Source organism: Pseudomonas sp. UBA5706, from assembly GCF_002419965.1.
Taxonomy (GTDB): Bacteria; Pseudomonadota; Gammaproteobacteria; order Pseudomonadales; family Pseudomonadaceae; genus Aquipseudomonas.
The window spans coordinates 22372-34757 of sequence record NZ_DIHC01000046.1; the positions used below are offsets into that span (position 1 = coordinate 22372).

The following is a 12386-nucleotide window of genomic DNA, read 5'->3' on the forward strand; positions in this document are numbered from 1 at the left end:
TTAGTTCATCGATCAGTAATGCAGTGCAGCGCCCGCGTTCTTTTTCAGCAGTTCCTGATACAGGTCGGCATAGGGTTCAACCGCTTTGTGCCAGTCGAACGGAGCGGCCATGGCGCGGCAGCGCATGGCATTGAGCAGTGTCGGGTTGGCAAAGACGTTGAACGCGCGGGCCAGCGCTTCGGTGTAGCTCTCAATGGTGGACTCGTCGAACAGAAATCCGGTGCAACCGTCTTCGATGGTGTCAGCCAAGCCACCGGTTTTGCGTGCAACCGGAAGCGATCCAAAACGCTGCGCATACATCTGGCTCAAGCCACAGGGTTCATAACGCGACGGCATCAGCAGGAAGTCACTGCCAGCGAACATGCGCCGGGCGTCGGTTTCGTTGAAGCCTACGCGTACGCTGACCTGGCCGGGAAAGCGTGCCGCCAACTCGCGCATCGCGTCTTCTTCCTCGGGCTCGCCGCGGCCAATGATTGCGATCTGGCCGCCTTTGCTGACGATGTATTCGGCAACGCCGATGGTCAGGTCCAGACCCTTTTGATAGACCAGGCGTGACACCACCGCGAACAATGGACCCGTCGAGGGCTGGAGCTCGAACAGCTCGCGCACATAGTCGGCGTTGATTTCCTTGCGCGTCCATTCATTGGGCGCGAAACGGCAAATCAAGTGGTCGTCCGTGGCAGCATCCCAACTTTCGTCGATGCCGTTGGGAATGCCACTGAGCTTGCCGATGTCAGCCTTGCTTTGCAGGAAACCTTCCAGACCGCAGCCAAAATCCGCGGTGGTGATTTCCTTGGCGTAGGTCGCGCTGACAGTGGTGATGTGGCTGGCGTAAGCCATGCCCGCCTTAATGAACGACAACTTGCCGTAAAACTCCATACCGTCCGGGGTCAACGCGGAGTCGGGGATACCCAGCTCACGGCTCGAAGCGGTGCTGACGAAGCCTTGGTAGGCAAGGTTGTGAATGGTGAACACACTTGGCGTGCTCTGACCACGCCATTTCATATAGGCAGGTGCCAGACCCGCTGGCCAGTCATGGGCGTGTACCAGTTCCGGGCACCACTGGGTTTTCACGGCCCCGGCGGCGAAATCAGCCGCTGCCAGCCCCAATCGTGCAAAACGGATGTGATTGTCGGACCAGTCACGGCCCTGGTTATCGCCATACGGCGTGCCTTCGCGCTCATACAGTTCCGGACAGATCAGCACATAGATGACCAATCCGTCTTTCATGTCCATCCGACCGATCTTGCAGGGCGGCAGGGCGGCATGCCCGCTCAGCTCGCTGATGATGTGAATCGGGTTACCGCTATTGATGACCTGTGGATAGCCGGGAATCAGCACGCGTACATCGTGAAGGTGGCGCATGGCGCGCGGCAGTGCAGCAGACACATCACCCAGACCGCCGGTTTTCACCAGATCGGCCAATTCCGAGGTGACGAACAGGATTTTTTTCCGGTTCGCCAGGGAAATGCCCGGTTGAACAGGGGGCAGTTGCAGCAGTGGTGCGCTCGTCGTTGCGAAGACCTGCAGACGGGTCAGCTCGCTGGCCGGCTGATTAAAACTCTCTCCCTTCTGGGTTTTGACAGCGGCACTAATCATCGTTTTCTCCAATTCGATACGCAGTGTTGGTACAGCACTTGATTTCCAATCAGCCATTTCCTATGGCCAGGCACGCAAGACCTACGCAAGATCGGTACCCATTTACCGATTGCATGATGAAGGGCAGGGTGAAAGCGGCCTCTGCTCGGGCGTTATTCAACAGCATAGGCGCTCTAAACAGCTGACCCAGGCCGTTTGTAGAAGTTTCGACTTTTTTATCGGAAATGTCTGGCGTGCGGCGTCCGGAGCATTTGTAGGAATGTGTCCAATGCGCTACAAAAAATAGCTGACCGCAGAACGCGCCGTTCTGGGGCAGTGTTGGCTCGCCGTGGACGGCAGTGACCGCTGGTCGGATTGTTAGACAATATTTTCCCGGTTTCGCAAATCCGGACTTTCGGGATCGTGGGCATCACGCCTCCCTCATCTTTCATTCAGCACCTTTCTCACGGCGCGATGGCTCGAATCTTGTGCGCAATGAGAAAAATCCTACTTTTGTATCGAGAAATTTTAGCGCGTCCCACGGTAGAATCCTGGCACGCGGTAGGCGGGGCTGTTGTCCCGCTGCCTGTCACCTCCCCTAGTTGTAGAGGAAATCAATGCAAGCCCCTGAGGTGCTGGTCCTGCAAGCCAGCTATAGCAACCCGGTCCACGCTGAAGCCATCGGTTTCCTGCTTGATCAATACGCCATGGATGTTATGGGCGGCGGCGTACCGCTATCCCTGGACACCCGTCAGCAATTGGCGGCCGAACTCGCCAAGCGGCCCCATGCCTTCAGCGTGCTGGCGTTCATCGCCGGTGAACCGGTAGGGCTGGTCAACTGTTTCGAGGGCTTCTCCACCTTTGCCTGTCGCCCACTGGTGAATGTCCATGACGTCGCGGTCGTCGCTAGTGCCAGGGGGCAGGGCATCAGCCAAAAAATGCTGGCCAAGGTCGAGGAAATCGCCCGCCAGCGCGGCTGCTGTAAGATAACGCTTGAGGTGCTGGAAGGTAACGTCATCGCCCAGGGCGCTTACCGCAAGCTCGGCTTTAGCGACTATCAGCTCGATCCGCAGATGGGCCGGGCATTATTCTGGCAAAAAGCGCTTTAACCGCAGAGCCGCTCCTGTAGCGCCCTGGCTCGCCAGCGACAGCGGTTCCACGGGCTTCACTGCCTCCGATGCTGTTATGGCTCTGAGGGGCGATGAGTGAGTCCATCGATCGGTATTCATGCCACCGACGGCTCCCACACAATACGGTTGCACACTTTCGTGAAAAGGCCTGCATCATGCAGGCCTTTTTCGTGTGCGCGGTGATCGCAGTGTCCTATCGCCTGGCCACCTCGGGCACCCGGTCAGGTTGTTTGGCGAACTTCTCCATCACCGCATAATCACTGAGCCCTTTCTGTGCGTAAGGATCGCCAATCATCCGTGGGCGCGCCTTGAAATCGAGGCTGACGAGGCTTCTTGTCGTGTCCATCTCATCAAAGCTCAGGCCGGCCAGTTGCGCCCATGTATGGATCAGGTTCGAGCTGCTGTATGGCCGGTTGTGAATGCTCTCGAAGTTCCAGTCATGGGTCTCGCGCCATTTCGGCGAGGCATAGGCAATGAACGGCACCGTGTACATCGGGACCGTCGGCTTGGCCTCATTGCGGCCCAGGGTCTCATGGCCGGGCGAGTCGTACACATCTTCCCCATGATCCGAGAGGTACAACAGGAACCCGTTAGGGTCGGCCTTGCTGTAGGTCTTGATCAGGCTCGATATCACGAAATCGTTATAAAGCACGGCATTGTCGTAGCTGTTGTACATTTCCAGCTTGCTGTCACCGATCGCCGGTGGCACGCCCTCGCGCCCGGTAAATTTCTGGTACTGCTCCGGATACCGATACTGATACGCCATATGCGTGCCCAGCAGATGCACGACGATCAGCTTGCGCGGAGCAGCATCGTTCAGCGCCTTGGCAAACGGTTCCAGCACATCGCCGTCATATTGGCGGGCATTCTGGTTTCGATTGTTGTTCAGGTAGATCTGCTCATCGGCTTGTTCGGAAAACGTGGTCAGCATGGTGTTGCGCTTGGTCATGGTCTGCTGGTTGGTAATCCAGAAGGTTTTATAACCGGCCTGCTTCATCACGCTGACAATGGACGGGGTCTTCAGGTACAGGTCCGGGTTTTCTTCATCAGCAAACGTCAGGACCTGCTGCAGCGCTTCAATGGTGTACGGGCGAGGGGTGATGACATTATTGAATACCTGCAGCTGGTCCTTCATGGCGTCCAGGTTTGGGGTGGTCTGGCGCGGATAGCCATAAAGATGCATGCGCCCCCGATTGGTCGACTCGCCAATGACCAGCACCAGCGTTGTCGGCAGGCCTGCCTGCTGATCCTTGAGGTTTTTTAGTGGCGGGATGCTGCTGCTGGTGGTGAGCATGTCCTGCATGCCGTCCAACTGCTGGGTGTAACGATGGTAGGCCACCAGCATCTGCCAGGGCACGGCAGGTTCGATGCGTGATTCAAAGCCCTCCAGGCCTGCGGCAAGCGTGTCGTTACGCGATATTTGCTTGGCCAGTGGGTAGCCGATGATACCGACCAGTAAGGCGGTGGCGACGATCCAGGCGCGACCACGGGGCATGTACACCGGGCGCAGGCGCGTCCAGAGAAAGATCGCGAATGCTGAGTGGGCGATGAACGCCAGTACGATCCACCAGGCAAAGTATTGAGTCATGTACTCGCCGGCTTCAGAGATGTTCGATTCGAACATGATGAAGATGACGCTTTGCGAGAATTCCTGCTGATAGATGAAGAAATAGCCCAGGCTGGCCATCGAGCAGGCCCACAAAAGCACCCCGATCACCGCCGCCATGACGCGGGTCCGATTGGGGAAAATCAGCATCGGCGCCAGCCAGATACCGCTCATCACGAAGGCTTGTCGAAAGCCGGAAAAGCCGGTGATGCCGGTCAGTTGAATCAATAGTTGTGTGATGCCGGAAAAGTACCAGAAGAACAGGAAAAGCCAGGCCACGCCGGCCCAATCGAACCCTTTCGGAGTCGAGGTGCTCTGTTTCGTTATTGCCATCAGGCGCTCCAGCTATGGATCTCACGGGCGGCCCGGTGGCCGCGAGGGGTGCGGTGGAAGGGGTGTGCGGACAGCAGCAGGCCGACAGTCGTTCCGTATACGTTCACGAGTATGGAGTCGGGCAAGTGAAAAAAACGTGAGAGGGGCGTTAGCAGAACGTCGAAAGCTCAGGATCGGGATTCGCGGGCGAGCGGAACATTGGTGGATGTGTCTGGTCGGACAGAAGACCGTCAAAGCGGGGGATGTAAAAGAAAGGTGTAGTTCAGGAAAGGGTTCACAAGGGCAAGCCGCCGTCGGGCTTGCCTCAAGTCAGCAAAGCGCGAGAAGGTTCAGGCGTGAAGAGCGGCACCGCTGCTGGCGTACTGAACGCGCTGTAGCATGGAGGTCATCTGCGCGACTTTTTTCTGCAGCTGATCCCTTTCTTCCCTAAGCTGACGCAGCTCATCGCGACGAACGGTAACGTACAGAGTCTGTGGAACGCTTGCCGGTAGTACAGTGCCCATTGCTCACCTCGCAAATGGCGGATTCAACTTAGTAAGGTTCAAGCAATGACATCATCGCGACCCGACTTGTCCGTGCTCCTACCTTTATCGGCGCGGATTCTGATTTCTTTTGCGTAAAAAAGGAACTTTTTTATTTTTTATTGTCGCGAACGTTTCTTGATCGCGAATCCAGGCGTCCTACAACGGCTTTGGCGTCCCCACATGAAACTATTTTCACCGGGAAACCTTCGTTTGCCTCCCCGGACTAACCCTACAGGCGGCACTGGGCTATAAAATGGGGCACCCCTGTTTAAGAATTAAGGAGCACCTCTACATGCAACTCGGGATTGTTGGACTAGGCCGCATGGGCGGCAACATCGCACGTCGACTGATGCTCAATGGCCACACGACCGTGGTCTATGATCGCGATGAGCAGTCTCGCACCGTGCTCGCCAACGAAGGTTCGACACCGGCCGACGACCTCAAGTCTCTGGTCGCCGCGCTGGAGAAACCTCGAGCGGTCTGGGTGATGTTGCCTGCTGGCGCGCCGACCGAGGACACGATCAATGTCCTGGCTGACTTGCTCGATGCCGACGACGTGATCATCGATGGAGGCAACACCTTCTACAAGGATGACGTGCGTCGCTCCCGCGCGCTCAAGGAAAAGGGCTTGCACTACGTTGATGTCGGTACCTCCGGCGGCGTCTGGGGGCTGGAGCGCGGTTATTGCATGATGATCGGCGGGGAGTCCGAGGTCGTGAACCGTCTCGATCCGTTGTTCAAGACCCTGGCCCCTGGCATCGGCAACATTCCGCGGACCAAGGACCGCGCCAAGGATGCCGACCCGCGCGCCGAGCAAGGCTACATCCATGCCGGCCCGCCCGGTGCTGGTCACTTCGTCAAGATGATCCACAATGGCATCGAATACGGAATGATGCAGGCGTTTGCCGAAGGCTTCGACATCCTCAAGACCAAGAACTCGGAGAACCTGCCCGCCGATCAGCGTTTCGATCTGAACCTGGGCGATATCGCCGAAGTCTGGCGTCGTGGCAGCGTGGTGTCCTCCTGGCTGCTGGATCTGACCGCAGACGCCCTGGCAACCGACCCGCAACTTCACGCCTACTCCGGCTCCGTGGCCGACAGCGGTGAAGGCCGCTGGACCATCGAAGCCGCCATGGAGCAGGCAGTGCCGGTGCCGGTGCTGTCGACTTCTCTGTTTGCCCGCTTCCGCTCGCGTCAACAAAGCACGTACGGCGACAAGATGCTCTCCGCCATGCGTTTCGGATTTGGTGGTCATAAGGAACCAAAATAATGGGTTTGACCCAAAGCAAGCAAAAGGCCCCGGTCGCTCCGGCGACCACGCTGTTCCTGTTCGGCGCTCACGGCGATCTGGTCAAGCGGCTGTTGATGCCGGCCCTCTACAACCTGTTCCGTGACGGACTGGTGGGTGAGGACCTGCACATCGTTGGCGTCGATCACAACACCGTCAGCGATGCCGACTTCGCCGGTAAACTCGAGGATTTCATTCGCCAGGAGGCGGCCAGCAAGGTCACCGAAGGCGGCAAGGAGCCTCTGGACCCGGCGTTGTGGAGCAGCCTGGCCAAGCGCATCACCTACATCACGGGTGACTTTCTCGATGATGGCACTTACACGGCCATCGATGAGAAGATCAAGAGCACCGGCACTAAAAACGCCGTGTTCTACCTGGCGACCGCGCCGCGCTTCTTCAGTGAAGTGACTCAGCGTCTGGGTTCGTCGGGCCTGATGGGTGAAGGCGACGATCATTTCCGCCGCGTGGTGATCGAAAAGCCCTTTGGCCATGACTTGCCCAGTGCGGTCGAGCTGAACAGCTGCTTGCTGAAGGTCATGTCCGAAAAGCAGATCTACCGGATTGACCATTATCTGGGCAAGGAAACGGTGCAGAACATTCTGGTCAGCCGTTTCTCCAACGGCTTGTTCGAGTCGTTCTGGAACAATCACTACATCGATCACGTGCAGATCACTGCTTCGGAAACCGTGGGCGTCGAAACCCGCGGCAGCTTCTATGAGACCACCGGCGCATTGCGTGACATGGTGCCTAATCATCTGTTCCAGTTGCTGGCGATGGTTGCCATGGAACCTCCCGCAGCCTTCGGTGCCGACGCGGTGCGCGGTGAAAAGGCCAAGGTCATCGGTGCCATTCGGCCCTGGTCGGAGATGGAGGCCCTGGCCAATTCGGTGCGCGGCCAGTACACCGAAAGCAACATCGGTGGCAAAAGCGTGCCGGGTTATCGTCAAGAGGATCGGGTCGCGCCGGACAGCACGACAGAGACCTACGTCGCGCTCAAGGTCATGGTCGATAACTGGCGTTGGGTCGGTGTTCCGTTTTATCTGCGCACCGGCAAACGCATGAGCGTGCGTGACACCGAGATCGCAATCTGCTTCAAGCCTGCGCCCTATGCGCAGTTCCGTGATACCGAGGTCGACCGGGTTAAGCCTAACTTCCTCAAGATCCAGATTCAGCCGGACGAGGGCATGTGGTTTGACCTGCAAGCCAAAAAGCCCGGGCCAACGCTGGACATGCAAACCATCGAGATGGGTTTTGCCTACAAGGATTTCTTCGAAATGCAGCCTTCGACCGGGTATGAAACCCTGATTTATGATTGCCTTATCGGGGACCAGACCTTGTTTCAGCGCGCCGATAACATCGAAAACGGCTGGCGTGCGGTGCAGCCGTTCATCGATGCCTGGGCCAAGGATCCTCACGTGGAAACCTACCAGGCGGGCGAGGACGGGCCTGCGGCCGCCGACGAACTGCTGGTCCGCGACGGCCATAGCTGGCAACCCCTGGGATGAGCGACTCTGCGCAGCCTCTCATCCGTTTCATGTTGTCCGATATCGATGGCACGTTGTTGCACTCCGATCACAGCTTGAGCCAAGCCAATATTGATGCCGTGCGCAGGTTGCATGAGGCCGGGATTCATTTCTCGGTCGCCAGCAGTCGACCACCGCGTGCCATGCGTCAGCAGATCGCGGCGCTGGGTATCGATGTGCCGACGGTGGCGTTCAATGGCGCCAACATCATCAATCCGGATGGCAGCTTGCTCAAGGCTCACCGGATCGCGGCCGCGGCGGCGCGCACCAGCCTTGAGCTATTCGCTGGCCAGAAGGTGGCGGTGTGGGTGTTCGCCGACGATCAGTGGCTGCTGCTCGACCCGCAAGGGGATTACGTCGAGCACGAGCGCAACACGCTGGGTTACGACTTCGTTCAGGTCGATCATTTCGACGACTACATTGATCGGATCGACAAGATCGTTGCCGCGAGCAAGGATTTCGAATTGCTCAAGCGACTGGAAACCCAGCTCAATCCGTTGATTGCCGAGACCGCGCTGGCGGCCCGTTCGCAATCTTACTACCTGGACGTCACGGCCCTGGATGCCAACAAGGGCACAGCACTGCAAACCCTGGCTGAAACGTTGGGCGTGCCGCTGGCTCAAACGGCAGCCATCGGCGACGCTGGCAACGACGTGGCGATGTTCCTGCGTGCGGGTTTGTCGATCGCGATGGGCCAGGCGGAGACCGGGGTCAAGACTCACGCCCATTACGTGACTGACAGCAATGAGGAGGACGGGGTGGCGAAAGCCATCGAACGTTACATTCTGCCGCGTTGAATGCGCGGCGCCTTCTGCGCGGCTTGGTCAGCCGGGCTTGCGCAGGCGATTGTGTTGTACACCAAGAGGGAACACTGCCCCATGGCTGTATTGATCGAAGATTACGCGCTGCTTGGCAATTGCCGTACTGCGGCGCTGGTGGCCCGCGATGGGTCGCTGGACTGGTTATGTTTCCCGCGTTTTGACGCACCTGCCTGCTTCTCCGCGCTGCTGGGCGACAGTGATAACGGTCGCTGGAAAATCGCCCCCACCGATGGCAAATGCCAATCCCGGCGCAGTTATCGCGACGGCACGCTGATTCTGGAGACGCTGTTCAACACCGACTCCGGTTCCGCCATGCTGGTGGATTTCATGCCCATGGCAGAAGACAGTAGCGTGGTGCGGGCGGTAATCGGACTGGAAGGGCGCGTCGATTTCGCCATGGATCTGGCGATTCGCTTCGACTACGGCAGCACCGTGCCTTGGGTCGAGAAGCGCGAGCCACATACCCTGACTGCCGTGGCGGGCCCGGACATGTTGGTGCTGCGCACCCCTTCCGAATTGCATCCACTGGATCATCACACCGAAAGCGAGTTTACGGTCGAGGCCGGACAGCGGCTGGGCTTCGCATTGAGTTGGCAAGCGTCTCACGAGCCGGTCCGCCAGGCCTTCGACATTGCAGCAGCGCTGGCACAAACCGAGGGTTTCTGGCTGGAGTTTTCCGGTCGCTGCCCCGATGTCGGGCCGTGGACGGCTCAGGTCAAGCGCTCGTTGATTACCCTCAAGGCCATGACCTATGCGCCCACGGGAGGCATCGTGGCGGCAGTAACCACATCGTTGCCCGAGCAGTTAGGGGGCGAACGCAATTGGGACTACCGCTTCTGCTGGTTGCGTGACGCGACCATGACACTGTTGGCGTTCATGAACCTGGGGTACTACGAAGAAGCGACGGCCTGGCGCAATTGGTTATTGCGTTCGGTGGCCGGCAACCCCGAGCAGATCCAGATCATGTATGGCTTGGGCGGTGAGCGGCGCCTGCCAGAATATCAACTGCCCTGGCTCAGCGGCTACGAGAACTCCCGTCCGGTCCGCATCGGCAATGGTGCCGCGACCCAGACCCAACTGGATGTCTATGGCGAGGTGGCTGATGCCATGACGCAGGCCTTCAAAAGCGGTCTGCCCCGGTTGCCGCGCAGCACGCAGATCCAGAAAGTGATCATGCCGTTCCTGGAACAGGTATGGCATCTGCCGGATGCAGGCATCTGGGAGATCCGCTCCGAGCCTCGGCACTTCACGCACTCGAAGGTCATGGCCTGGGTATCGTTCGATCGAAATGCTGCCGTGCTGACGCAAAGTGATGACGCGCAGGATCGCGAGCGTGGTCGGCATTACCGGCTTATCGCCGACGAAATCCATGCCGATGTGTGCACCAACGGCTACAACGCCGACCTGGGTAGCTTCGTGCAGACCTACGGCGGCAGTGAGCTGGACGCCAGTCTGCTGCAGATTGCACTGACCGGGTTCCTGCCGGTGGACGACCCGCGTGTCACAGGCACGGTGACGCAGATCGAGAAGGCGCTGATGCAAGACGGTCTGCTGTTGCGCTATGACGGCGAGCGCAGTGCTGATGGCGTGTCCGGCAGCGAAGGCACTTTCCTCGTCTGTTCATTCTGGCTGGCCGACGTCTACGTCTTGCAGGGACGGGAGCAGGAGGCCAGCGACCTGTTCGAGCGACTCTGCGGATTATGCAATGACGTTGGCTTGCTCGCCGAGCAATATGACCCGCGGGCAGGGCGCATGCTCGGGAACTTCCCCCAAGCGTTCAGTCATATCGGCATCATCAACACTGCGTTGAACCTGCATCGCGTTGTATGTCCAGTGAAAACTCGGGCGTCAGCTTAGGGCGCCGTGGTTGGCCTGATTCAGGAGTGGGTCAACGCACTTGATATTGCGCATGGCGGGGGCGAGACGCCGCGCCCCTGTGCAGTCAAGCGGCAATGCTTTATGGCGATGACCGGTGTCTTAAACGTTTAGGCTATAGCGCAGTGGCAGCTAGCATGTACCCGATCGAATGTCAGTCCGTTTCGCCCGACGGTATGTACCGCATAGAGGTACGGCTTTGGGAGCCGCGCCATTCCTTGTGGGTCTGTTCCCCGCAGATCGTCAATGCTCGAGAAGGTGATCTGCTTTTTGCGTTCGAGGACACATCATGGTCTTCGGACCGATCCGTCTGGTTGACGAGCACGGTGGTAGAACTGCTGCTGCGCAAATACCCGGGAAGCAGAACCGGCCAAGGCGTGCATGTGCTTGTGGATTGTGTACGTCTCACTGCTCGGTGGAACGGCGGGCCGCAGATCGAGTTAATGCAGCTCGAACAAGCGCTTGACGCAGCTTTCAGCGACATTGGGTGAAAGCGGCGGGCGGCGAACGAGCCTGTCGCGCTGAGCGCGCCTGAGTGTTGAACGGAGGGAGTGGTTGACCGTCCCCGGACTGCTTTGCTCGCCTCTCCCTTAACGGGTGCAGCGCGGTGCCAGCCGATCACGTCGAAGGTTTGGCACTAGGCCCTCACGCGGCACTGCCAGCCTGTGCAAAAGGCCGTGTACGACGTCGTTTTCGATCATCCTGCCGGCGAGGCTGCCGCTGTAGCGCTCACCGCGCACCCAATACATCCGCAGGCCTTGTACGTCTGCCAAATCAGGCTGGGCGATGTGAAATAAGTCCGGCGACTCAACGCGCCTTGCGAAACGTGAAATTGATCCGCTGCTCGCCCAGCAGCGGGTGCTCGGCCTGTTTGATCGGCATTACGCCGTGGAAACGCAGTCGGTCTTCGCCACCCCAAACCACTACATCGCCATGAAAGAGCGGTACGCGCTCGGCGGCGTCGCCACGGGCGTGACCACCGAAAAGGAACATCGCCCCAATGCCCAACGACACCGAGACCACCGGCCATTGAAGGCCGCGCTCATCCTTGTCCTGATGCAGGGACATTTTTGCCCCGGGAATATAACGGTTGATCAGGCAGGCATCAGGCATGAAACCCGCAAACCCGGCTGCGTCGGCTGCATCCTGCGCAAGCTCCAGGAATATTTCAGGCATTGCCGGCCACGGCTGCCCGCTCTGAGGATCGATGCGCGAGTATTTATAACCCTGACGATCGGTGGTCCAGCCGAACTCGCCGCAGCTGCTCAACGCAACCGACATGGTGTGACCGCCGGGAGTGACCATGTTGCGAAAAGGCGACTGAACGAGAATAGCTTCAAGGGCTGGCAGCAAGTGCTCAACCCTGGGTAATGCAAAGCCGCGAAAGACCAATGACCGAGGGCCAATGCGTTGGGTGGCCGGCGACTGCGGCGCGTCGTCGGCAAACAGGTCGAGGGTGGCGGGGGTTGTGCCCTTGCGTTGCATCATCGCGGCGGCTCCGGTTAAAGCGCCTTGCTGACCTTGACGTCGCTGATCACGTCTTCACTGCCGCTGTGCATTTTCTGCAGGGCGGCCAGCGCTTCTTCAGCGCTGGGGGATTGCAGCAGGGCGAACTCGAAGCGGCGTTCGCCGTTGAGTTTATAGCTGATGGCATATTTGACGACGGGGGCGGGCGTACTCACGATCGATTCCTCGAAAAAGAGTGGAT

11 protein-coding genes are annotated in these 12386 nt (G+C 58.8%); 6 read left to right on the plus strand and 5 right to left on the minus strand.

Translation table 11 applies throughout. From position 1 onward, the window contains the following. Window positions 1–12: 12 nt before the first annotated feature. Window positions 13–1599, minus strand: a complete 1587-nt coding sequence (glgA, locus tag B3I26_RS23305) for a glycogen synthase GlgA (RefSeq protein WP_296261170.1) — start codon at window positions 1597–1599, stop codon at window positions 13–15. A 596-nt stretch (window positions 1600–2195) separates the two neighbouring features. On the opposite strand from glgA, the gene B3I26_RS23310 reads away from it, so the two are divergent. Continuing rightward, entirely contained in the window at window positions 2196–2687 is a 492-nt protein-coding gene (locus B3I26_RS23310; RefSeq protein ID WP_296261171.1) for a GNAT family N-acetyltransferase, read from the plus strand. 214 nt (window positions 2688–2901) lie between these two features. Here the strand turns inward: B3I26_RS23310 and B3I26_RS23315 are convergent, their stop codons facing one another. Both B3I26_RS23315 and B3I26_RS23320 read right to left on the minus strand, forming a co-directional pair. Continuing rightward, the gene (locus tag B3I26_RS23315; protein ID WP_296261173.1) at window positions 2902–4647 is read right to left on the minus strand and encodes a phosphoethanolamine transferase CptA; all 1746 of its coding nucleotides are present in this window, start codon (window positions 4645–4647) and stop codon (window positions 2902–2904) included. A 329-nt stretch (window positions 4648–4976) separates the two neighbouring features. Further along, entirely contained in the window at window positions 4977–5150 is a 174-nt protein-coding gene (locus B3I26_RS23320) for a DUF6026 family protein (protein WP_296261175.1), read from the minus strand. 313 nt (window positions 5151–5463) lie between these two features. Here B3I26_RS23320 and gnd point away from each other — a divergent pair, with 313 nt between their 5' ends. From gnd to B3I26_RS23345, 5 genes are all read left to right on the plus strand, one after another. Then, window positions 5464–6441: a phosphogluconate dehydrogenase (NAD(+)-dependent, decarboxylating) gene (gene gnd / locus B3I26_RS23325; RefSeq protein ID WP_296261176.1), complete on the plus strand. Its 978-nt coding sequence runs from the start codon at window positions 5464–5466 to the stop codon at window positions 6439–6441. Further along, window positions 6441–7964 carry a glucose-6-phosphate dehydrogenase gene (zwf, locus tag B3I26_RS23330; protein WP_296261178.1) on the plus strand — a complete coding sequence of 508 codons (1524 nt, stop codon included), beginning with the start codon at window positions 6441–6443 and terminating at the stop codon, window positions 7962–7964. Before gnd ends, zwf begins: the two co-directional genes overlap by 1 nt. Then, complete coding sequence (locus B3I26_RS23335) at window positions 7961–8779, plus strand: HAD family hydrolase (protein ID WP_296261179.1); 819 nt, start codon at window positions 7961–7963, stop codon at window positions 8777–8779. Before zwf ends, B3I26_RS23335 begins: the two co-directional genes overlap by 4 nt. An 81-nt stretch (window positions 8780–8860) precedes the next feature. Continuing rightward, on the plus strand, window positions 8861–10660 hold the full coding sequence (locus B3I26_RS23340) for a glycoside hydrolase family 15 protein (RefSeq protein ID WP_296261180.1): 1800 nt from the start codon (window positions 8861–8863) through the stop codon (window positions 10658–10660). A gap of 155 nt (window positions 10661–10815) precedes the next feature. Beyond that, a complete protein-coding gene (locus tag B3I26_RS23345) occupies window positions 10816–11169 on the plus strand; it encodes a hypothetical protein (RefSeq protein WP_296261181.1) in 354 nt (117 codons plus the stop codon). A 316-nt stretch (window positions 11170–11485) separates the two neighbouring features. Here B3I26_RS23345 and alkB read toward each other — a convergent pair whose 3' ends face one another. Both alkB and B3I26_RS23355 read right to left on the minus strand, forming a co-directional pair. Next, window positions 11486–12163, minus strand: a complete 678-nt coding sequence (alkB, locus tag B3I26_RS23350) for a DNA oxidative demethylase AlkB (RefSeq protein ID WP_296261409.1) — start codon at window positions 12161–12163, stop codon at window positions 11486–11488. A 17-nt stretch (window positions 12164–12180) separates the two neighbouring features. Continuing rightward, window positions 12181–12360: a hypothetical protein gene (locus tag B3I26_RS23355; RefSeq protein ID WP_296261182.1), complete on the minus strand. Its 180-nt coding sequence runs from the start codon at window positions 12358–12360 to the stop codon at window positions 12181–12183. Window positions 12361–12386 lie beyond the last annotated feature (26 nt).

Bases quoted from the DNA above. Each gene is read 5' to 3' on its own strand.
- glgA (WP_296261170.1), bottom strand. From the start codon at position 1,599: ATGATTAGTGCCGCTGTCAAAACCCAGAAGGGAGAGAGTTTTAATCAG.
- B3I26_RS23310 (WP_296261171.1), top strand. From the start codon at position 2,196: ATGCAAGCCCCTGAGGTGCTGGTCCTGCAAGCCAGCTATAGCAACCCG.
- B3I26_RS23315 (WP_296261173.1), bottom strand. From the start codon at position 4,647: ATGGCAATAACGAAACAGAGCACCTCGACTCCGAAAGGGTTCGATTGG.
- B3I26_RS23320 (WP_296261175.1), bottom strand. From the start codon at position 5,150: ATGGGCACTGTACTACCGGCAAGCGTTCCACAGACTCTGTACGTTACC.
- gnd (WP_296261176.1), top strand. From the start codon at position 5,464: ATGCAACTCGGGATTGTTGGACTAGGCCGCATGGGCGGCAACATCGCA.
- zwf (WP_296261178.1), top strand. From the start codon at position 6,441: ATGGGTTTGACCCAAAGCAAGCAAAAGGCCCCGGTCGCTCCGGCGACC.
- B3I26_RS23335 (WP_296261179.1), top strand. From the start codon at position 7,961: ATGAGCGACTCTGCGCAGCCTCTCATCCGTTTCATGTTGTCCGATATC.
- B3I26_RS23340 (WP_296261180.1), top strand. From the start codon at position 8,861: ATGGCTGTATTGATCGAAGATTACGCGCTGCTTGGCAATTGCCGTACT.
- B3I26_RS23345 (WP_296261181.1), top strand. From the start codon at position 10,816: ATGTACCCGATCGAATGTCAGTCCGTTTCGCCCGACGGTATGTACCGC.
- alkB (WP_296261409.1), bottom strand. From the start codon at position 12,163: ATGCAACGCAAGGGCACAACCCCCGCCACCCTCGACCTGTTTGCCGAC.